Annotated in this window: 19 protein-coding genes; 7 read left to right on the top strand and 12 right to left on the bottom strand. The window is 74.3% G+C overall.

Annotation, left to right across the window (positions count from 1 at the left end):
- Window positions 1–90: 90 nt before the first annotated feature.
- On the top strand, window positions 91–1029 hold the full coding sequence (locus tag IE98_RS0116980; protein WP_043174372.1) for a LysR family transcriptional regulator: 939 nt from the start codon (window positions 91–93) through the stop codon (window positions 1027–1029).
- Between the two features lie 126 nt (window positions 1030–1155).
- Here IE98_RS0116980 and IE98_RS0116985 read toward each other — a convergent pair whose 3' ends face one another.
- The 5 genes from IE98_RS0116985 to IE98_RS0117005 form a co-directional block, all read right to left on the bottom strand.
- Window positions 1156–1908, bottom strand: coding sequence for a phosphatase PAP2 family protein (locus IE98_RS0116985; RefSeq protein WP_052390616.1), 753 nt, complete (start codon window positions 1906–1908; stop codon window positions 1156–1158).
- Entirely contained in the window at window positions 1905–2522 is a 618-nt protein-coding gene (locus tag IE98_RS0116990; protein WP_030269763.1) for a phosphatase PAP2 family protein, read from the bottom strand. Before IE98_RS0116990 ends, IE98_RS0116985 begins: the two co-directional genes overlap by 4 nt.
- Window positions 2519–3166, bottom strand: a complete 648-nt coding sequence (locus IE98_RS0116995) for a DedA family protein (RefSeq protein WP_030269764.1) — start codon at window positions 3164–3166, stop codon at window positions 2519–2521. The genes IE98_RS0116990 and IE98_RS0116995 overlap by 4 nt, the downstream gene beginning before the upstream one ends.
- A 67-nt stretch (window positions 3167–3233) precedes the next feature.
- Window positions 3234–4034: a hypothetical protein gene (locus IE98_RS0117000; RefSeq protein ID WP_078661079.1), complete on the bottom strand. Its 801-nt coding sequence runs from the start codon at window positions 4032–4034 to the stop codon at window positions 3234–3236.
- A gap of 52 nt (window positions 4035–4086) precedes the next feature.
- Entirely contained in the window at window positions 4087–4623 is a 537-nt protein-coding gene (locus IE98_RS0117005) for a hypothetical protein (RefSeq protein WP_159400946.1), read from the bottom strand.
- A gap of 139 nt (window positions 4624–4762) precedes the next feature.
- Here IE98_RS0117005 and IE98_RS0117010 point away from each other — a divergent pair, with 139 nt between their 5' ends.
- The 3 genes from IE98_RS0117010 to IE98_RS0117020 all read left to right on the top strand — a co-directional run bounded on the left by IE98_RS0117010 (window position 4763) and on the right by IE98_RS0117020 (window position 7489).
- Complete coding sequence (locus IE98_RS0117010) at window positions 4763–5440, top strand: response regulator transcription factor (protein ID WP_030269767.1); 678 nt, start codon at window positions 4763–4765, stop codon at window positions 5438–5440.
- Window positions 5433–6938 (top strand): sensor histidine kinase, encoded by a 1506-nt coding sequence (locus IE98_RS0117015; protein ID WP_052390617.1) that lies wholly within the window; start codon window positions 5433–5435, stop codon window positions 6936–6938. Before IE98_RS0117010 ends, IE98_RS0117015 begins: the two co-directional genes overlap by 8 nt.
- A gap of 125 nt (window positions 6939–7063) precedes the next feature.
- Window positions 7064–7489, top strand: coding sequence for a BrxA/BrxB family bacilliredoxin (locus tag IE98_RS0117020; protein ID WP_030269769.1), 426 nt, complete (start codon window positions 7064–7066; stop codon window positions 7487–7489).
- 300 nt (window positions 7490–7789) lie between these two features.
- On the opposite strand, the gene IE98_RS0117025 is transcribed toward IE98_RS0117020, so the two are convergent.
- Window positions 7790–8005, bottom strand: coding sequence for a hypothetical protein (locus IE98_RS0117025; protein ID WP_159400947.1), 216 nt, complete (start codon window positions 8003–8005; stop codon window positions 7790–7792).
- A gap of 1470 nt (window positions 8006–9475) precedes the next feature.
- On the opposite strand from IE98_RS0117025, the gene IE98_RS0117035 reads away from it, so the two are divergent.
- Window positions 9476–10288: a class I SAM-dependent methyltransferase gene (locus tag IE98_RS0117035; RefSeq protein ID WP_043174374.1), complete on the top strand. Its 813-nt coding sequence runs from the start codon at window positions 9476–9478 to the stop codon at window positions 10286–10288.
- Between the two features lie 426 nt (window positions 10289–10714).
- On the opposite strand, the gene IE98_RS44685 is transcribed toward IE98_RS0117035, so the two are convergent.
- Window positions 10715–11488, bottom strand: a complete 774-nt coding sequence (locus IE98_RS44685) for a hypothetical protein (RefSeq protein ID WP_030269775.1) — start codon at window positions 11486–11488, stop codon at window positions 10715–10717.
- Window positions 11489–11998: 510 nt separating this feature from the next.
- Here IE98_RS44685 and IE98_RS49130 point away from each other — a divergent pair.
- Both IE98_RS49130 and IE98_RS0117055 read left to right on the top strand, forming a co-directional pair.
- Window positions 11999–12196: a hypothetical protein gene (locus IE98_RS49130; RefSeq protein WP_159400948.1), complete on the top strand. Its 198-nt coding sequence runs from the start codon at window positions 11999–12001 to the stop codon at window positions 12194–12196.
- Between the two features lie 294 nt (window positions 12197–12490).
- The gene (locus IE98_RS0117055; protein WP_030269778.1) at window positions 12491–13492 is read left to right on the top strand and encodes a pirin family protein; all 1002 of its coding nucleotides are present in this window, start codon (window positions 12491–12493) and stop codon (window positions 13490–13492) included.
- Between the two features lie 148 nt (window positions 13493–13640).
- Here IE98_RS0117055 and IE98_RS44695 read toward each other — a convergent pair whose 3' ends face one another.
- Genes IE98_RS44695 through IE98_RS49140 form a run of 5 tightly spaced genes read right to left on the bottom strand, consistent with a single transcriptional unit; the run spans window position 13641 to window position 20238 of the window.
- Window positions 13641–16286 carry a tetratricopeptide repeat protein gene (locus IE98_RS44695; protein ID WP_052390618.1) on the bottom strand — a complete coding sequence of 882 codons (2646 nt, stop codon included), beginning with the start codon at window positions 16284–16286 and terminating at the stop codon, window positions 13641–13643.
- 14 nt (window positions 16287–16300) lie between these two features.
- Window positions 16301–17266 carry an AAA family ATPase gene (locus tag IE98_RS0117065; protein ID WP_030269782.1) on the bottom strand — a complete coding sequence of 322 codons (966 nt, stop codon included), beginning with the start codon at window positions 17264–17266 and terminating at the stop codon, window positions 16301–16303.
- A gap of 60 nt (window positions 17267–17326) precedes the next feature.
- Window positions 17327–19432, bottom strand: a complete 2106-nt coding sequence (locus IE98_RS0117070) for a trypsin-like peptidase domain-containing protein (RefSeq protein WP_106976605.1) — start codon at window positions 19430–19432, stop codon at window positions 17327–17329.
- A gap of 12 nt (window positions 19433–19444) precedes the next feature.
- A complete protein-coding gene (locus tag IE98_RS49135) occupies window positions 19445–19930 on the bottom strand; it encodes a CU044_2847 family protein (RefSeq protein ID WP_063748946.1) in 486 nt (161 codons plus the stop codon).
- A gap of 56 nt (window positions 19931–19986) precedes the next feature.
- Window positions 19987–20238, bottom strand: a complete 252-nt coding sequence (locus IE98_RS49140; protein ID WP_159400950.1) for a hypothetical protein — start codon at window positions 20236–20238, stop codon at window positions 19987–19989.
- Window positions 20239–20939: the final 701 nt, after the last annotated feature.

Raw genomic sequence — 20939 nt, forward strand, 5'->3', positions numbered from 1 at the left:
GCGGGCGGCTTGCCCCGCGCCTGCACTTCGAAGGTAGGCGCCCGGATCATTAACAACAAGTGCATGCTGTTCAGTTGTAGATTGACTTTCATGCAATTGGATCTGAACCTGCTCACGGCCCTGGACGCACTGTTGGAGGAGGGCAGCGTGGCTGGCGCCGCCGACCGCCTCCACGTCACCGCGCCGGCGATGAGCCGCTCCCTGGGCCGCATCCGCAAGGCCACCGGCGACCAGATCCTGGTCCGCACCGGCCGCAGCATGGTCCCCACCACCCGCGCACTGGCCATGCGCGCCCAGGTCCACACCCTCGTGCAGCAGGCCCACCAGCTGCTGTCCGCGCAGCACGAACTCGACCTGGCCGCGCTGGACCGGGTGTTCACCGTGCGCTGGCACGACGCGCTGACCACCGCCTGCGGCACCGCCCTGATCACCGCCGTTCACCGCCGGGCTCCCGGTGTCCGGCTCCGTCTGTCCGCCGAACCCGGCACGGACGACGCCGAACTGCGTCGGGGCGAGGTCGACCTCGAATCGAGCGCCGGCCCTCCGACGCTCCCCGACATCCGCCACCGCCTCGTCGGCAGCGACCGGCTGGTGGTCGCCGTCCGACCGGGCCACCCGCTCACCGAAGGCCCGTTGGGCATCGAGCGCTACGCGGCCGCCGAACACCTCACCGTTTCGCGACGCGGCAGCCTGCACGACCCGATCGACGACGCCCTGGCCACCCACGGCCTGGAGCGACGCGTCGTCGCCGCCGGGCCCACCGCCGCCTTCGCACTGCAGCTCGCCCGCGACACCGACCTGGTCGTCACCCTCCCCCACGCGGTCACCCGCGCGGCCCGGGAACACCTCGGCCTCGCCACACTGCCACTGCCGTTCCCGCTGCCCGAGGTCCCGCTGTACCTGCTCTGGCACCAGCGCTACGACGACGACCGCGCCCACACCTGGCTGCGGGAGACGGCCACCGACATCGTCCGGGCGCTGTTCGCACCACCGACCGTCTCCAACCGACCCGCCGGCCCGGCGGGTTGAGGAACCCCCGGTCACGCCGGGACAGGTCGCGGGCCGTGCGGATCGGGCAGCCCGCGTCACCGCGGCCGAGGAATCCGAGCGTCAGCGGCAGGGCCGGCACGGGGTGTCAGGACCGGCGCGGGGGTGTCAGGACCGGCCCCGTGCGTGAACGGAACCGGCGCCGTCACCGTCGCCGGGTTCCGTCGGTGCAGGTCGAGGCTTCGGCACGGCACCCCAGCGGCCGCGCAGCGCCACGGCGGCGGCCAGCCAGCCGGTGGCGAGGAGCCAGCCGCCGAGGACGTCCAGCGGCCAGTGCACGCCGATGTAGATCCGGCTGAGTCCGATCGCGGCGGCGAACACGGCGGCGATCGCCGCTGCGGTCCGGGCCGCGGCGGGTCCGGTGCGGGCGACGGCCAGGGCGAGCAGGCCGGCGCTGACGGCCGAGGTGAACGCGTGCCCGGAGGGGAAGGCGAAGCCGGCCGCCGCGGTCGCCCAGTCGGCTGCCGGTGGGCGGGGACGGCCGAAGGCGTGCATGAACCCCTGGCGCAGGAGTTGGCCCGCGATCAGCCACAGCACCGGTGCCGCCAGCAGCAGCACCGTGCGGGCACGGGATCGAGGGCCCGGTGCGTCCCGCAGGGTGACGGCTCCGGCGGCCAGGGCCAGGAGGTAGGGGAACACGCCGGTGCCGAGCGACGTGAGGGCGAGGGCCGCGGCCCGGGCGGCGGGCGGCCGGTGTGCGACGGCCCAGTCGACGGCGTCCTGCTCGAAGCCGAACGGTGCCCGTCCGTGGCCTGCCAGCAGCACGGCCAGCGCCGCGAAGCCCGCCCACGCGACACCCGCGACACCCGTGGCCGGCGCCGCCTTCCCGGCGGCCGGGCCGCCGCGCCCGATGCCACTCATGCGGCCAGCCACCACTGCAGGCGGCCCGACCGGACGCGGTCGACCAGCGCCCGTCCACGGCCGGCCAGGAGGCCGAGGCCGTAGCCCGCTGCGGTGCCGACCAGCGCGCCGAGCACGACGTCGTGCGGGTAGTGCACGCCGACCAGGACGCGCGAGACGCCCATGGCCGCGGCCAGGAGCAGGGCGAGGGCGCCGATGCGGCGGTCGACCAGCCACAGGGCGGCCGCGCCGGCGAACACGATGACGGTGTGGTTGCTCGGCAGCGCCCAGTCACCCGGCGCGGGACACGCCTCAAGCGTGGGTCCGGCGGGCAGGACCTGGCAGGGGCGAGGCTCGCGCAGCACGCTCTTGAGGAGGGTGTCGGCGGCGAACGCCGCGATCACGCACAGCGGCGCGGCCAGGGCCCGGGACATCGCCGCGCTGTCGGTGCGCCGGGCCCGCCACCACGCGGCGAGCATCAGTACCGCCAGCAGGCCCAGGCCCCAGGCGGAGAACACCGCGACCGCCTCCCGCGCGGCGGCGGGCAGGTGCTGCGCGAAGTGGTCCGCGCGCAGGTACAGGCCGCCGTCGATCGGGCGCCCGTCGAAGGCGAGCAGACTGTGCGCGGCCGTCATCGCGCCCTCGCCTGGCGGCGGGAGCGCAGCAGTTCCAGCGCGAGCGGCAGCAGGGAGACGACGACGACCACGGCGACGATCGGGAGCAGGTAGTGGTCGACGTTCGGTACGGAGGAGCCGAGTGCGTAGCCGGCGAGGACGAGGCCGAAGGTCCACACGAGGCCGCCGACGACCTGCCAGAGGGTGAAGGTGCGGGCGTTGACGCCGAGGGCGCCGGCGAGCGGGTTGAGGACGGTGCGCACGACGGGCACGAAGCGGGCGAGGACGACGGCCTTGCCGTGGCCGTAGCGGTCGAGGAGTTCCTCGGCACGGACGGCGCCTTCGTGGAGGTGCTTGTTGCGGGAGCGGGCGAGCAGGGTGCGGCCGCCGCGGCGGCCGATGAGGTAGCCGACCTGCGCGCCGGCGAGGGCGCCGACGGCGGCCGCCGCAAGGACCTGGGCGAGGTCGAGGTGGGGGCCGTTGTGGGCGCCGGTGGTGCACAGCAGGCCGGCGGTGAACAGCAGGGAGTCGCCGGGGAGGAAGAAGCCGACGAGCAGGCCGGTCTCGGCGAAGAGCACCGCGGCGATGCCCAGGGCGCCGAACGCGCCCAGGAGGGAACCCGCGTCCAGCGGGTTGACGGCCAGCAGGGTGGACGAGAGGTGCATCGATGGGCGCCTTTCCTGGGGGGTGAGCGGGTGCGGCGTGCCCGTCGCACCCGCTCACCCGGTGGGTTCAGGCCGCGGCGGGTGCGCGCCGCTCGCCGGCGGCGAGGGCGCCGACGGCAGCGGCGATGACGACGGCGAGGACGAGGCTGACCGGCCCGGTGCCGAGGTCGAGGCCGCCGCGCCGGTGGCTGACGCCGGCCCAGTCGGCGAAGCACGCGCCCAGCGGCCGGGTGAGGACGTAGGCCCACCAGAAGGCGAGGACGGGCGACAGGCCCGGCACCAGGCGGTGGGCGAGCGCGGGCAGGGCGATCAGCGCGGCGAACAGCAGCCCGGAGGGCAGGTAGCCCCAGCCGAGGGTGGCGGCGGTGAGGTCGCCGCCGGCCGTGCCGAGCGCGAAGGTGGCCATGACCGCCAGCCAGTAGAAGACCTCGCGGCGCCCGCCGGCGACGCTCTCCACCGCGAGGGTGCCCTCGGTCCACCGCCAGACGGCGAAGACCAGGGCGAGGGCCACGGCGAACGCGAACGCGGACGCGGTGTAGGGCACGCCGAGCGCGACGTGCGCGACGTCGGCGGCCATGGTGCCGAACACGCTCACCATGACCACCGCCGCCCAGTACACGACCGGAACGTAACGGCGGGTGCGGGCCTGCGCGAACAGGGCGACGGCCAGCAGCACACCGGCAGCACCGACCGCCGGGACGGGCCCCAGCGTGCGGGCGAGGTAGTCGGAGGTGGTCTCGCCCATCCCGGTCGTGAGGATCTTGACGATCCAGAACACGGCCGTGACCTGCGGAACCTTGCTCCACACCGGCCGCGGGGACAGGTCCTGGCGGCGGTGGGCCGCGATGGGGGTTGTCGTGGCGCCCAAGACGGCGCACTCCCTTCTGCACGGCGCGGCCCCGCCGCGCCGATCCGTCGAGTCAGCCGTTCAGGACCGTGTTGCCGGTCAGGGCGCCGCTCGTGCCGTCGACGGTCACCACGTGCCGGACGCCGTCCGGGCCGACGACGACCGCCTGCCACGCCCGGCCGCCGCCCTGCTGCGCGACCGTCGTCAGCGACTCGACCCGGCCGCCGGCAACGGCGGCCTGGGCCTTGGCCAGCGCGTCCGCCGCCGCCAGCGACGGCAGCGGCGCCGGGGCGGCCTTCGCGCCGACCTCGTCCCGGGCCTCGCCGTCGGGGCCCCTGCGACCGTCCTCCGGACCGCGGGTGCCGCCGGCCTCCTCGTCGCCCCCGGTCACCATGCGGTGGTGCCTGCCGTCGGCCGCGGACACCCTGTGGCGGTCGCCGTGGCCCTCCTCCTCGTGGTGTATCGCGGCCGCGGCCGCGCCGCCGCCGAGCACCACCACGGCCGCGCCGACCGCGACCCAGCGCGCCGAGCGGCCGCGCACCCACCGGCCGGCGCGCGCCTTGCGTCCCGGCTGCTCCTGCGGTCCCCCGGTGCCAACGGACTCGCTCACGGTACCCACCCCGATCTTCGGCATGGCCCGGGCCGACCCCGGGCAACAAGGTCAGCATGGCGAAACGCTGCTGAAGACCCGCTGAAGACCTGAAGGTTCCTTCAGCTTCCAGCGGCTGCGACCTGCGACGCTGGTGGTCATGCGCGTACTGGTGGTGGAGGACGAACAGCGGCTGGCCCTGGCCCTGCAGCACGGTCTGACGGCCGAGGGCTTCACCGTCGACATCGCCCACGACGGCCTGTCGGGCCTGGCCAGGGCCACCGACCACACCTACGACGTGATCGTCCTCGACATCATGCTGCCCGGCCTCAACGGCTACCGGGTGTGCTCACGGCTGCGGGCCGCCGGCAACGACGTCGGCATCCTGATGCTCACCGCGAAGGACGGCGAGTGGGACGAGGCCGAGGCGCTGGACACCGGCGCGGACGACTACCTGTCCAAGCCGTTCTCCTTCGTCGTCCTCGTCGCCCGTCTCAAGGCACTCGCCCGCCGGATCGGCAGCCGGGCACCGCGGCGCACCGTCCTCGGCGACCTCGTGGTCGACTCCGCCGCCCGCACCTGCACGCGGGCGGGCGTCACCGTTCCCCTCACGCCCCGCGAGTTCGCGATCCTCGACCACCTCGCCCGGCGGGCCGGCGAGGCCGTCTCCAAGCGGGAGATCCTCGACGAGGTCTGGGACAGCGGTCCCGACAGCGACCCCAACACCGTCGAGGTCCACGTCAGCTCCCTGCGCCGCAAGATCGACACCCCGTTCGGCCGCTCCGCGCTGCAGACCGTCCGCGGCGCCGGCTACCGGCTGGCGGCCGACGGTGGCTGACCCGACCCCGCCCCCTGTCTCGGGCTCGACCCCTGCCCCTGTCTCGGGCCCCGCCTCGGCACGCGGGCCGCTGCGCGCCGGCCGGCGCCGTGTCCGGGCCGTCCTGCACCGTCTCGCCCGGCACCCCCGCGTCGCCGCAGCCGTCCGCCGCCTGCAGCCGCGCTCCGTACGCACCCGCACCACCATCGCCGCCGTCGCCAGCGTCGCCATCGTCCTGTTCATCGCCTCCGCCGCGGTCCTCCTGCTGCTGCGCAGCACCCTGGAACGCACCGTGCAGACCGGCGCCCGCGAACAGGCCCTGGCCGTCGCCCGGCTCGCCAACGAGGGGCACCTCACCGACACCCTCCCGCTCGACCACGGCACCGACTTCATCCAGGTCCTCGACGCCGACGGCAAGGTCGTCGCCGCCAGCCAGAACATCACCGGCCGCCCCGTCCTCACCACCGCCGGCCCCCGCAACGGCCACTCCAGCTACGACCTCGACGAACTCGGCGACGAACACCACCAGCGGGTCACCACCCTCACCACCAGCACCCCCACCGGCCCCGTCACCATCCACGTCGGCGCCTCGCTGCGGACCGCCGACACCGCCGAGGACCTCGCCACGGCCGCCCTCGCCGCCCTCTCCGCCGTCCTGCTGCTCACCGTCGCCTTCCTCACCTGGCGCGCCGCCGGCCGCGCACTGCAGCCGGTCGAGGCGATCCGCGCCGAGGTCGCTGCCATCGGCGACCGCGCCCTGGACCGCCGTGTCCCCGACCCGCGGAGCGACGACGAGATCTCCCGCCTCGCCGACACCATGAACGCCATGCTCGAACGCCTCGAAGCCGCCGGCGCACGCCAGCGCCGGTTCATCGCCGACGCCTCCCACGAACTGCGCAGCCCCCTCGCGGTCCTGCGCACCCAGCTCGAGGTCGCACTCACCCACCCCGACCCCGAGGTGCGCGCCGACCTCGTCGCCGGCGCCCTGAAAGACACCGAACGCCTGCAGGCCCTCGCCACCGACCTGCTGCTCCTCGCCCGCCTCGACGGGGCGCACGACCGGCCCGATCAGCCCGTCGACCTGACCGAACTCGTCCACACCGCCGTCCGCTCCCGCGGCACCGAACAGCACCCGGTCACCGTGCGGGCGACCACCGAGATCACCGTCCCCGGCAACCCGCTGTGGCTGGGCCGGCTGCTGACCAACCTCCTCGACAACGCCCAGCGCCACGCCCGGCACCGGATCACCGTGCGTCTGGAGGTGGACGGCGAATCCGGGCAGGCGGTCCTGGACGTCACCAACGACGGGCCGCCCGTCGACCCCGACGACCGCGAAAAGATCTTCGAACGGTTCACCCGCCTCGACGACGCCCGCAGCCGCAACGACGGCGGCACCGGCCTCGGCCTGCCCATCGCCCGCGACATCGCCACCGTCCACGGCGGCACCCTCACCGTCGTCGACGACCCGTCCGGAACCACCTCGTTCCGCACCACCCTGCCCGCAGCGGTGAGCCGGTGACCCGTCCGGCACCCGCGCGAGGCAGTCGGTGGCCGGCCGGGCCGGGCAGCCGGATACGGGCGCGGCGGCCGAGCCGCGGATACTCTTCGTGCAGGATCCATCTCTCTGCGTGAGGAGCGTGTGCCATGCCGTACTCGCCGTTGCTGATCAAGCCGATGAAGGAAGAGCTGACGTCGATCGGGTTCAAGGAGTTGCTGACCGCGGACGACGTCGATGCCGCCATGGACGGCGCGGACACCGGCGTGACCCTGGTGGCCGTCAACAGCGTGAGCGGCTGCGCGGCGGGCATGGCCCGCCCGGGGGTCCGCCTCGCCCTGGAGGGCGACGGGAAGCACCCCGACCGGCTGTTCACGGTCTTCGCCGAGCAGGACCTGGAGGCCACCGCGAAGATGCGCGGCTACTTCCCCGACATCCCGCCCTCCGACCCGTCGTTCGCCGTCTTCAAGGACGGCGAGCTCGTCTACTTCATCCCCCGCCACCGCATCGAAGGACGCGACGCGCGAGCGGTCGCCGCCGACCTCACCGCCGTGTTCGAGGAGTTCTGCCAGTAGTCCCGAGCAGTCGCCGCCGGGGGCGCCCGGGGTCCCGGCGGAGCAGGGTGCACAGGCGAACCACGGCCACCCGGCCGTGTCGTACGTCCGCCCTGGTCATCGTCGCCGGGCCGTCCCCCGGCGACTTCGGCACGCCCGCTCGCCCTGCTCCGGTGCAACCTTCAGCACACCGCCGGCCTCTACCACCGTCGGCCCCTACCACCGTCGGCCGGCGACCGCGGAGTGCCCGTCGGAGCGCCGGTGGGCGGCGATGTCCGAGGGCCGGGGCCGCTCGGCCCCGGCCCGGTGTCCGGCAAGGGTTCAGCGGCGATCACGCACCCGGCCCTGATCGGGTCCCGTGGCAGCGGCACCGGGCACGGCGAAGGCCTCGGCGAGGATGAGGCGGATGTGGCGTTCCTCCACGCCCGCTTCCCGAGCCGCCCGGACCCTGGCCGCGATGTCACCGGGCAGTCGGCCGGTACGTGGCGTCGCCCAGGTGCCGGCATCGTCACCTTCCGCCGGGGCGTCGCCGGTCACGGGCGGGTCCGGGCGGCCGGGCACACCGGTTCGTGCCACGTGGTGGCCACCACGGCCCCGCCCGGGAGCAGGCGCTCCGTGTTCCAGGTCCGACAGCAGACCACCGCCGGGGGCTGGCCGGACGCCTCTGCCGCGGGCGGCTCAGTGGCGGGCGCGGCGGTGCGTGGGGCCGGACGGCGGTGCTGCGGGCGTTGTGCAGGTGAGCTCGTCATCCCCCGCATGTCCCACGCGGCGCGGCCGCCCAACCCCAGCCCTACCCGGACGGGGCAGCAGAACGGGGGCCGGGCGGGTCGACATCCCGGCCGTCGGGCAGGGCTCCGGCCGCAACCGCCGCCCCGGCGACGCGCAGCACCGCCGCAACCCCGGCAAGGGTCTCCACTCGGCGGCGGACATCGTCCTCGACCTCGGTGCCGTACAGGTCGGCCAGGTCGACGCCGGCGGCAAACTCCTCGCGGAGGCCGATCAGCCGGCGGCGCCTGTGCGCGGGCGTCGCCGGCTGCCGCCGCCGGCTCCCCGAGTTCCCGCTCGGCGCGGCGCCGGTCGTCGACCGCGTCGATCCCGAAGTCCACCGCCCGCACGTACGCCGCGAGCCGCCGCCGGGTGAGATCGAGGAGCTCCCCGTGCGGCCGGGGTTCGGCGCGGTGGGCCGCCCGCCCCGAACCCACATCGCCGCCGGCGACCTCGGACATGGTGCGCACCGCTGCCCCGACCGCGGCCACGTCCGGCAGCTGTCCGCTGCGCCGGGCCGGGTACTCCTGCCGCAGGTGTCCGATCGGGCCGTCCTCGCAGTCCTCGCCGTCCCACGCGGCCGCGGCCGGGCCGGGCGGGCCGCGGCCGGTGCCGCCGTGCCGATCCATCTGCCGCAGCTGCACCGCGACGCCGACGGCAGCCGGGTTCGGCCGGCCGGCCATCCCGACCGGGGTCCCGGCGGGCAGCAGCATGCGGTCGAGCAGTGCGGCGTGGCGCGGCACCCACTCCCGGTCGTGCATCTGCGGGGTGCCGTGGTGGGCGCGGGCGAGGTTGAGCATCGCCGCCGTCTCCACGTGCGGCTCGGGGGCGTCCGCGCAGGCCTCCTCCGGGGTCGGGGCGGCCGGGCCGGTGGTGTGGTTCGGCATCCGGCGGTTGCTCCTCGACGGTCGGGCGGGCGCCGTGAACGGGACGGCCCGCGCGGAACGGCGGGTGGGGCGCCCCCCGCCCGTTGCAGACGAGCCCCACGATCTGAACTCCGGTCTCGGCGCGCCGGGTTCCCCGCTGGACCAGTGCAATCCGACGAGATCCCCCTGCCGTACGGTCGCATACGCAGGGTGACTGTCGATGTCGCCTCATGGCGACTTCGTGACGGTAGGTGGTCAGTGCACGGATTGACCGGCCGGCCACGAATGAATCCGACTCATCATCAGGTCGCCCTGGAAATCGATCATTTAGGCTGGGCGGGTGACTGATGAGCAGGGGCGGGTGCAGCCGTCGGGAGTGTGGGCCACGGCGGTGGGGGTGGCCAGGGTGCGGGCGCTGGAGACGGAGCGGGAGAATCCGCTGTTCCGCGACCCACTGGCACAGGCTTTCGCCGCCGCCGGCGGGCTGTGGCCGTCCTCGCCGCCACCCGAGGACGAGGCCGCGCGACGCCGCCGACTGGCCGTGTCGTTCTCCATCGTCGTCAGGACGAAGTTCCTCGACGATCTGTTGCTGGAGGCCTCCGCGTCCGGGGTCCGGCAGGTCGTACTGCTCGGCGCCGGCATGGACAGCCGGGCCTTCCGGATGGACTGGCCCGAGGGCACCCGGCTGTTCGAGGTCGACACCGCCGTGCCACTGGACTTCAAGGCATCGGTACTGCGCCAGGAGCGGGCCGTCCCGCGCTGCGAGCGGATCACCGTCGCGGTGGACCTGCGCGAGGACTGGCCGGCCGCGCTGGCCGCCGCAGGGCACGACCCGGCGCTGCCGACCGTGTGGATCGCCGAGGGACTGCTGATCTACCTGCCCGAGGACGCGGTGGAACTGCTGCTGGCCCGGATCGGTGCGCAGTCGGCGGCAGGCAGTCGGCTGGGGCTGACGTTGGGCTCGCGCGGCGTGATCGAGCGTTTCAGCTCGGACGCCGTGCCGGGATCGGCGGCCTCCATGTGGGTCTCGGAGATGCCCGACGACCCGGTGGGCTGGCTGGCCGGGCACGGCTGGGAGGCCGACGGCCACACCCTGCGCGAGCGCGCGGCCGCCTACGGCCGCCCGGTCGAAACCCCGCCGCAGCGCGAGGAGCGGCCCGGCGGACTGATCTCGGCGGTACGCCGGTAGAGCGCCTCCCGGTCCCCCCGGTTCTCCATTCCGAGGGGCCGGAGGAGTCGACCGGGTCCATGCGCGGATGCGAGGTCCGGCCGTGCGTACCGTCGATGCGATGCACCCGGGCCCGGACGGCCCGCAGCACACCCGGCTGCGGGCCGCCGTTCCACCGGACCACGCCGACCTGCCCGCTCCTCGCCGGCCCGGCCAGGAGGCTCAGCGGGCCGGAGTGACGGTGGGCGACTCGTTGGGGCAGCCGGCGGCGAGCCGGTGGAGGGCGTCGGCCTGGTCGACCGCGCCCGTCGGCCCGCCGTCGGCCGGCGCACCGTGACCGCCCAACCCGACACGGCGACCGCCACCGGTATCAGCCCGGGTTCCGTGAAGGACGGCGCTGTCGTGCTTCAGGACCCCGCCAGGCACGACACCGTCGGCGACACCCCCTCATCCTCCCCGGACAGCCCCCTCGGCTCCCCCGACGCCCGCCGGCGCGTGGCGCGCCGCCACCGGCTGCCGGTCGCGGCCGTAGCCGGTGAGAGCGATGCGGCCGTCGTCGAACCGGACCGCGCCCACGGCCCGGTACAGGCCCAGCGCCCTGGCCACGTCCCGGGCGACCACCACCCTCCACGAGGTCAGGCCCGGCGGCTGGCGCTCCTCGACGTGGTGGCGGCCCGTCAGCTCGTCCCAGACCGTCCACGCGGCCTCCTCCTCGGTGAGTGACCCGGCGTCGAGACGCCGCCACAGGGCGGGCAGGCCCGCGCTGAAGTCCACCGAGCCCTCCAGGTGGAGGCGCACGGACTGCCAGCCGCTGCGGGAGTCCTCCAGCCGCGGCACGGCCGTGAACAGTGCGTCCCGCAGCGCACCGGGATCCTCCCGCAGCCGCGCGGCAGCCGGCCCCGGGCCGAGGCACGGACCGTCCGTCGTCACCAGGCCGGCGAAGTGCGCCCACGCCATCAGCACCTGTACGCCGCGCAGGGGCGCAACCGAGCGCGTACCCCTCTCGTCGTTGCCGGTTTCCAGCAGCTCGACCAGCTCCCGCGCATCCGCGCGCAGCAGCTGCCCCGTCGTCGTCAACTGCCTGCCCCCGCCGACCCAGCCGGACAGCGCGAGCATCTGCCCCACCGCCGTCGGCGGGTCCCCGGCCTCGCCACGGCCGGCCTCCCCCGGCCCGGACACGGCACCGCGCACCGTCCCCGGGCGCGCCTCGATCTCCCACACGAACTCATCCCTTCCCCCCGGCCCGGGAGTCCCCCGCGCCCCCTTCACCGTATGTCAGACCGCGGCGCGGCCCCGCCGCGAACACCCCGGCGGGCGACGGTCCGGCCGGGTGCGGGCGCCGTGCAGAACGGCCCGCGCCTCGATCGGGTGAGGTGGTGACGGGGAGCCAGGGGCCGCCGTGACGCCAGTATGATCATCGAAACGGGATGTCGGGGGGTCCACGGCGTGCGTGCACGGCGGTTGGTGGCGGCGTGCGCGGCGATCTCGGTGCTGGCCGCAGTGGCGGGATGCCAGGCGGACGAGCCGGGCGATCGGACGGGCACGGCGGGCGCGGCCGGTACGCCGGGCAGCAGCTCGGCGCCGGCGACCTGCGCACCGAAGTCCGGGGCCGACGGCGAGCCGTCCGCCGGGTCCGTCGAAGGCCTGGCGAGCGAGGGACTCCCGGACGAGATCCGATGCCTGCCGTCGGTCTCGCACGGCGGGATCCCCGCCGCCACGGGAGACGCCGCGATGCCTCGGCGCTCCCTGATGGTGAACGTCGTCGGGGGCACCACCCGCGCGCAGACCCTCGTGCTGTGCCGGCGGATCACCGGGCTCGGCTACGGCCCGGGCGGCACGCACAAGATCGACATGCTGTCCGTGGGCGGTGACCTGACCGCAGGCACCTACCTCTCCACCGCCCGCGCGGAGTGCGTCCGGGCAGGCTGAGCCCCGACCGGCCGCGGCCGGACAGCGCGGTGCGGTCCACCCGTGGGACGCCTCCCGACGTCCCCTCCGGGGATCGACCGTTCATGCGCAGCTGCTCGGCCGTGCCCGGATCGACACCTCGGACCACCCGGGGTGCGACGCGCGGACCACGGAGGCCAGGACCCACCGCTCGGAGGCGGTGGCACGCTCCAGGGGCCCGGGTCGTGAAGATCGAATACCCGGGACGTGACATGCCCGCGGGCCGCCCGGCCACTAGACTGGACCGGACCTTCCGACCCCCTCGGGGAGGGTGTCATGCCCGCTGTGACCGTGGAAAACGTGCTGGACCTGCCGCGTATCGCCGAGCCCGATCCGCAGGTCGCCCCGCAGCGGCCGGTCACGGCGGTGACCTCTGCGCCCAGCGGGTTCGAGGGTGAGGGCTTCCCGGTGTACCGGGCCTTCGCCGGCGTTCCCACCCGGTCGCTCGACCCGTTCGTCCACATGGACCAGATGGGCCAGGTCGACTACGCACCGGGTGAACCCAAGGGCACGCCCTGGCACCCGCACCGGGGCTTCGAAACCGTCACCTACATGATCGACGGCCTCTTCCAGCACCAGGACTCGCACGGCGGCGGCGGTCTGATCACCGACGGCGCCACGCAGTGGATGACCGCCGGGAGCGGGATCCTGCACATCGAGACGCCGCCCGAGGCCCTGGTCCTCTCCGGCGGCCTGTTCCACGGCATCCAGCTGTGGGTGAACCTGCCCAGGGCCAGCAAGTGGAACCCGCCCAAGTACCAGAGCATCGAGGGGCGCGAGGTCACCCTGCTGTCCTCGGCCGACGGCGGCGCGCTGGTACGGGTCATCGCCGGGCAACTCGACGGACACGCCGGCCCCGGCTCGACGTTCACGCCGATCACCCTCGCCCACGCCACCATCACCGCCGGAGCCCGCCTGGTCCTGCCCTGGCGCCCCGACTTCAACGCCCTCGTCTACGCGCTGGCGGGACACGGTTCGGTCGGGGCCGAGGACCGGCCCCTCGCCGCCCACCAGCTCGCGGTCCTCGGCCCGGGCGGCGCCCTGACCGTCACGGCGAGCAGCCGGCCCGACGGCGGCACGGCCGACCTGGACGTGCTGATCCTGGGCGGCGAGCCGATCCGGGAGCCGGTCTTCCACTACGGGCCGTTCGTGATGAACACCAAGGCCGAGGTCATCCAGGCCATGGAGGACTACGAGGCAGGCCGGCTCGGGGTGATCCCGGACGACGCGATCATGCCGCACACCGCGCGGGGAGCCGATCACCGTCCGGAACGGTGACGGCGGGGCGCTGCTCCCGGAACCGTCGTCGCGCATCGCGGACCGGCCGGACGGCGGGTTGCACTTCGAGCCCGCCGGGACGGTGGCACCTGCTCCGGGTCAGCCTTCCGCCTCGTCCCGGCCGACGCGGGCCCGTTCCGCTCGGCCGTCAGTCCTGCGGGGTGGTCAGGTGGTCGATCGTCTCCCGGACCCAGCGGGTGTCGGGGTGGTCGGGGCCGAGGATACCGGTCAGTTCGGGTAGGAGGTCCCGCAGTTGGCGCAGTCCCGTGTCGAGGTCACCCGACCGGGCGGTCCAGTAGGCGAACTCTGCGCGCACCCCGAGGAAGGTGGGGTGTTCGGGGGCCAGACCACGGCCGAGGTCTCCGAGCAGGTCGCGCAGGAGTCGGAGGGCCTCGGTCGTGTCGCCCAGCTCGCCGGTCCACTGGGCGAGTCTGCGGCGGAAGCCGTACGGGGACGGGTGGTGCGGGCCGAGCAGCTCGGTGAGGCGGGGGATGGCAGGTGGGATCAGTCGCAGAGCGGCGGCCGGGTCGCCGGTCATGCCGCTCCAGTGGCCGATCTCGGCCTCGGTGACGAGCAGCAGCAGGTCGTCCGGACCGAGGACCCGGCGGATGTCGGGCAGGAGGGCCTGCCAGAGTTCCAGGGCTTCGGCCGACCGGCCGCACTGGCCGGTGTAGGAGGCGATGTTGGCCCTGGTACTGAGCGTCTCGCGGGTGTCCGGGCCGAGCACTCTCCTCTGGAGCAGTAGCAGCTCCTGGAAGAGTGCGAGGGTGGTGGTCACGTCGCCGCTCTGGGCCGTCCAAAAGGCGATCTGGTGGCGGGTGGTGAGGCAGTCGGGGTGGTCGGGGCCGCGGAGTCGTTGTTGGTCGGGCAGGAGCTCGCGGAAGACGGCAGCGGCAGCGGCCGGGTCGCCGCCGAGGCCGGTCCAGTGGCCGGTTCTCGCCCGTAGGGTCAGGACCCGGTCGTGGTCGGGACCGAGTCGTGCGGCGAGGTGGGTGCAGAGTTCACGGCAGAGTTGCAGGGCGGTCTGTTGGGCTCCTCCTGCGCCGATCCATTCGGCGAGGTCGAACCGGCCGCCCAGGACGGTCGGATGGTGCGGGCCGAGTTCGGTGAGCAACTGTTCCAGGACGTGCTCCCCGAGTTCGACGGCCTCCGGCCAGCGCTGGTCGGCGACGAGGGTGGCGAGCTGCGGGTGGTGGTCGGCCAGGGCACCGAACGGCACGTCGTCGATCGGGTCGCCGGTGGAGGGCGGGCCGCCGGGGCCGAAGTGGCCGAGCAGCGGGGTGTCCGTGCGGGCGAAGGCGCCGGCGCCCGGGGGTAGGGCGCCGGTGCCGTGGAGTGCGGCGCGCAGGGCGGGTGTGTCGCGTCCGTCGGGGGTCCGGCTGCGCCATAGGTCGGTGACCAGTGCCGCTGTGGACAGGGCCGCCCCGGTGGGCACGGACTCGAGGAGCAGTTCGCGCAGTCCGGGACGGAAGTCGTAACGCTGTGGGTGGGGGTGACCGGTCGGTGCCGGATCGGCGGGGGCACGGCGCAGTAGGCCGCCGAGCAGTACTTCCGCGAGGTGGGCGGGGCTGCCCTGGTTGCCGAGTACGGCGCGCTGCACCAGGCGCATGACCGGCAGTGTCAGCGGGCGGACGGCGGCGAGGTGGCCGGCCAGCCGGAAGGCCTCCGGGGAGGCCGCGGAACGGAACAGGGTCAGTCGGGAGCGCATGTCGGTGGCCGGGCCGGTGCCGGCCGGCGCGGGTGTGGGCCGCTCCTGCGGTGCTGCCGGGGTGACCTCTGCGACTTGGACGGAGGTCCCGGTGCCGTGGGCGACCAGGAGGGCCCACGCCGCGATGGACGCGGGGTCGAGTTCCACGACGGGGACGGGTAGTCCGCTGAACGGCGCCAGGTCGGCGGGCAGGACGGGGTCGGTGACGCGCCAGGCGGAGTTGGCGGTTCCTGCCCGGCCGGCCCGGAGCTGTTTGGTTTCGGTTCGCAGCCCGGTGCCGGGCCAGAGGCGTTTCGGTAGCGGCTGGAGCACTGCGGTGGCACAGCTGCGGGCCCAGTGTGCGAGCAGCCGGTCCAGTCGGCCGTCGCGCCAGCCGGCGCCGACGGCGTCCGAGAGGACCAGCACCAGGCCGCGTCCGTCCGAAGGGCAGGGCGAACCGGCCGGGAGCCGAACCCCGTGCGGGTCGAAGGGCCGGCTGTACAGCCGTGGTCCTTCGGGGTGGCGGGTGTCGAGGCCGTAGGTGCGGACCCGGCGAAAGATTCCGGCGTTCTGCAGCAGTACTCGGAGTTCGGCGGACAGTTCGCGCCAGATGTGCATGGAGAGGCCGTCATCGATCACCAGCGCGACGTCCATCCAGCGCTCCCGCCGGGCGCGCGTGACGAGGTCGAACACGCCGGTGTCGGCGACCAGGTCGGCCGTCGCCCGCTCGTCCAGTTCCTGTTCCCGCGGGGAGCGGACGGGGCGTTTGAGCGGGCGCAGGGCCCGGGCGAGTCGCCTGGGTGCGGGTAGTGCCCGCTCGGCCCTGACCAGTACGGGGGTGGCGGCGGTGCCCTCGACCGGGGCTCCCGCCATGGCGTACACGTCGGTGCCTCCGGCGGTTCCGGGAACCGAACCGTGGGCAGGGGCGTCCGCTCCGGATGGGTTGCCGGGCGGGCGGTGTGGTGGGGACGTGGTGGCGGTCGGTGTGCCGGTGGCGCCGGCGGCTCCTGGCGCGGGGATGCGGGCCGCCAGCCAGAGCACCTCGGCGAGTTCGAGGGCGGTCAGGCCGAGGCCGGCCGCGGACAGGGTGTCCTGCAGGCGCTCCACCGGGGAACGTCGGGTCACTCCTGGGGCCCGGCCTCGTCGAGGGAGCGCAGGACGGCTGCGACCAGGCCCTCGCGTTCGAGGTCGACACCGTTCACCCTCAGGTGGACGGCGTTCAACAGTTGGTCGGTGGCCAGCATGGCCTGGCCGGTGTCGCGACGTTCCAGGAAGGTGTTGATGAGGTCGTCTGCGGCCGACAGGCCGTCGGGGCCGAGGTGCGCCGCCACGATGCTGCGCAGTTGTTCGCCGGTCGGCTGCTTAAGGTCCAGGCGCACGCACCTGCGCAGGAACGCGGGCGGGAAGTCGCGCTCGCCGTTGCTGGTGAGTACGACGACGGGGAACTCCTGGCAGGAGATGCGACCGTGGCGCACGGTGTGGCGGTCCGAGGTGCCGTCGACCATGACCGCCACGTCCGTGTGCCGCTCGCCGAGCCGGGCGAGCTCGGGAATCTCGAACGTGCCTTCCTCGAAGACCACCAGGAGGTCGTTGGGCAGGTCGATGTCGCCCTTGTCGAGTTCGTCCACCAGCAGGACCCGTGGCCGGCCGGGCGTTCCGGTGGCCAGTGCCGTGCCCAGTGGGCCCAGGCGCAGGTAGCTTCCGATGTCCGAATCGTCGCCGTGCTGCCCTGCCCGGTTGGCGTCGCGCAGGCGACCGACGGCGTCGTAGCGGTAGAGGCCGTCCGCGAGGGCGGTACGGCTGTTGACCGGCCAGCGCAGGACGTCGCCCAGGCCCAACTCGTAGGCGATGGAGGCGGCGAGGGAGGACTTGCCGGTGCCCGGCGCGCCGGTGACCAGGAGCGGGCGGCGGAGGTGGAGCGCCGCGTTCACGATGTCCGCCTCGGCATCGGTGATGTGGTAGTGGAGGGCGTGCCGTTGGACGTCGTCGGCCGGGAAGCGCCGCCAGGGCGGGGCCTTCGGGAGGGGGCGGGGGCGCGGCACCCGGTCGGCGCGGTACAGCCGCCAGTCTCCCCGATCGGCGTTCATCTCTCGCTGACCCTCTCTTCGTGCTCGGCCCGTCACGGGCGATTTGCCACCGACACTCTGTCACTCCGGAGGGTCACTGAGGGGCAGCGACGCCGGAATTCCGGTCGGGCCGTCCCAGACGCACGCCAGATGCCGCCCTATTCCCTCGCCGCCGGCCGCCGCAATCCGCGCCTCGTATACGGCGCGCGGAAGTTGGGATGCCGTCAGTCCTGCGGCCAACTCGCGCAGCAGCGTACCCGCCCGCGGGTCGGCGCCCGGCCGGGGCCACACGACGCCGGGCACTCCGACCGCCAGGGCGATCGCGCGCAGCGGTCTCGTCCCGGGCGGGGCACAGCAGAGGGCCACGCCGCACACCGGTGTCGCCCGGCCCCGTTCCTGGACGGCCGGGTCGCGCCGTTCCTGCACCAGGACGTCCCCGGTGTGCCGGGTCTGCCAGCGGTAGCGCAGCTCCGGCCAGTACTCCGGGCGGCGCAGCTCCGGACAGCGCAGCACGACCAGGAAGTCCTGGCCCAGGACGCTGGGGAAGAACTCGTCGGGCCGGTAGACCCATTGGTCCACGTCGAGGTCGAGTTCGTCCTTCTGGACGAAGAACTCCACGCGCGGCAGCGCACCCGGTTCACTCTCCCGAGTGACCTGGGCCAGCACCTCGGCCAGCAGATCGAGCAGCGCCGTCCGGCCGATCGGCGCGTCGTGGAAGCTCCGGTGCACGGTCGAGCCGTCGGCGCCGTGGAGTCGGACGGTGCAGCCGAAGCTGTCGGTGGCTCCTGAACGCCACAGCTGGACCTGTACGGCCGGTGGTTCGTCTCCTGTACGGGCGCGGCGGCCGTGGGTGGCCTCTGTCGCTGTGATGCGGTGTTCGGCCAGCTCCTCGGCCAGTTCGAGTCGCGCGGCGACGGCGTCGTTCCAGGCGCGCAGGGCGCTGCGGGCGGCCATGTCGGCGGCCTCCGCCGCGGCGAACTCGACGACTCGCAGCAGGCTCGGGACCTTGCCGAAACGCGGCCGGTAGCTCTCCAGCAGCCGGACCAGTTCGGGCCAGTCGACGTCGTCGAGTGCCGGTCCGAGTGGAAGCGCCCGGGCGGCGATTCGCCGCGGCCTCGCCGGGTGGGTGGCGAGGAGGTCCAGCAGCTGACGGTTCTCGGCACAGGTCAGCAGTTCGTCGGGGGCCGCGTACAGCGCCTGGATCTGGAGACCGAGCCGCTCCTTCGGGCCCGGGGTGCGGTCGGACAGCAGAGCGGCCAGTGTGGGAATGCCGTGCCGGGCGGTCAGAGCGGTCAGGACGAACCACTCGGCCGACGGGTCGCCGGTGGGCAGTGCCACGCCGAGTTGCTCGGCGAACTCCCTTGCGCAGTCTGCCCGGTCGGCGGCATCGACGAGGATCCGGCCGACCGGATCGATGAGCTGCAGCGACATGGTCGCATGGTAGGGGGCCGCACGGTCCGTCCCGTGCGCGTCTTCGCGGCGTCCGGCAGCGACCGAGCCGGCCGCGACCGGGCCCGGGACGGGGGTGAGGTCGGGCAGCAGGGCCTGGAGCGCCTCGGTCGGGATCGCGAAGGCCCGCTCGCGTCGGCGGCTCACCACGAGGCCGACCACGCACTGCCGTTCGCGGTCCCAGAGCGGGCTGCCGCTGTACCCCTCCACGACCCCCTGGGCGGAGGCGGGGGTGTCGAGCACCAGCCAGTCCTCGGTCCGGCCCTGGACCACGACCGCAGCCACCGTGCTGGCGTGCCCGCTCCCGTACCAGGCGAACGCTGTCGGCCCGTACCGGTGGTATCCGAACGGGACGGTGGCCGCGCCGTCCGGAAGGCGGTCCACCACCCGCAACAGCGCCAGATCACCGGACCACTCGCTGTCGCCCTCCCGCGCCGGGAGGTCACCGCTGCGGCGGGCCGGCCACCACTGCTCGACCACCACCCGCAACCGGCCGGCTGCGGCCTGGCCCGGCAGCGCGACCCGCAGTCCGTCCACCGGCGGCGGCAACTGCTCGAACGGATGCCTCCCCAGTGCCTGGTTGACCACGTGCGCACAGGTCAGCAATCGGCCGTCGGCAATCAACAGACCGCCGCCGTAAGCCCGTTCCTCGCCGGCCCGGTACAGGGCGACATGCGCGGCCTTGACGGGCGCGTCCGGATCACGACCCGCAGCCGGCCCCTGCACAACGCTTCCCACCGATGAGTGACGTCAGGACGCCGTCGACACCGCCACCTCAACGGGTGACGCAGGCGGCGGCACAGCGCGGTCCGGGCGGACCCGCCAGGTCGCGCGCACGGTGAGAGCGGCCTCGCCACCCGCTGCCACGATGCCCAGCCTCAGATCCTTCGACAACTTGACGCCGAACTCGACCTCCACCTGCTCCGGCGGCCGGGCGGCCGAACGAACGGCACCGTGCACCAGGTCGAGCACCGAACCGAGTGGCTGGAGTGCTTCCCGCAACGCCTCCCCGGTAGTACGGGAAGCATCGCGCAACCGCCCGACCGCCACGACCTCACCGGCCCCGTCGGGGAGATCCGCTCCCCCGCCGCCCCCGGAGCCGCCAGGTCCACCGGTCCCGGACAGGGACGACGGCGAGGGCGACGGCGAGGGCGAGGGCGATGCCGACTCAAGGTCGAATACTTGCAGCAGTACTGACGTACCGTCACTCAGGGCCACTTCGGTGAAACCGGTCATGCCCGACACTCTGGCACCGCACGGCCACCGTGGGAAGAGCGGCCCGACCCCGGCGATCAGATCGCGGACAAGAACTCCGAGACCGGCACCTCGCCGGACTCGCCACCCGCGAGCGCCCGCCCCAGCTCGCGCGTCCGTTCATCGGCCGCAAGAGCGGCCAACGAAGGCCGGACCGAGACCGAACGATCGACCCGGTCCAATGCGGCGGAATCCAGGAGCCCCGGATCCGGCACCGCAGAATCCGGATCGGCAGGATCCACCACGGTACGATCCAGGTCGGCGGGTGGTGTGGTGGGCTCTGCGGCCATTGACGCCTCGCTTCCACGCGCTGCAGTGCGAACCCCGGGCACGAACTACCCACGGTACCGCGCCAACTGCACTCCGCACATCAGCCCCTGCACGGACGGCTCGCCCGCCCACGACACCACCCGCCGGAGGCCACGGCCCTCCCACGCGGGGACCGGGCAGCCGCGCCACCGGCTCGGCAACCTCCTGCAGGCTCGGGAGGGCTGGAGTTCCACTGCCGCCGCCGGGAGCGCGGCCCACGCTCCGCGGCAGTTGGTGGGGGCCGTTCACGCATGGACGCGCGCCCCGGTGGCGCGGCCGACGTGCCCGGGCGGGCTCCCACCGCTCGATCCCCAGGGGGATCTTGACCACACCGCACCGCGGACGCCTGCGCGTCCTGACCGCCGACGGCGCGCCGTACCCGCCGGCGGGTCTCCGACCGTGGTCATGCCGGTGATGTCGCCGGTGGCGATGAGGCGGTTGTATTTCTGCCGGCCGCTGCCGCGACCGCCGCCCCGACATGCCCACCCGCACCGCCAACGGCGACCTGTACCTCTGCGCCTCGACCTGCAAGGCCGGCACCGGCTGGAACATCTATCAAGAACATGCCCTGAGCTCGCTCTCCGCGGTCCGGTGTCGAGCGCCGCCCCCGGCGTGGTGCGGTAGGCGGCCGACCCGGGGCGATCGACACGACGAGGCTCCGGAGCACGCCCTCCCGCCACCC

The organism is Streptomyces sp. NRRL B-24484, from assembly GCF_000717715.1.
In the GTDB taxonomy this organism is placed as follows: domain Bacteria; phylum Actinomycetota; class Actinomycetes; order Streptomycetales; family Streptomycetaceae; genus Kitasatospora.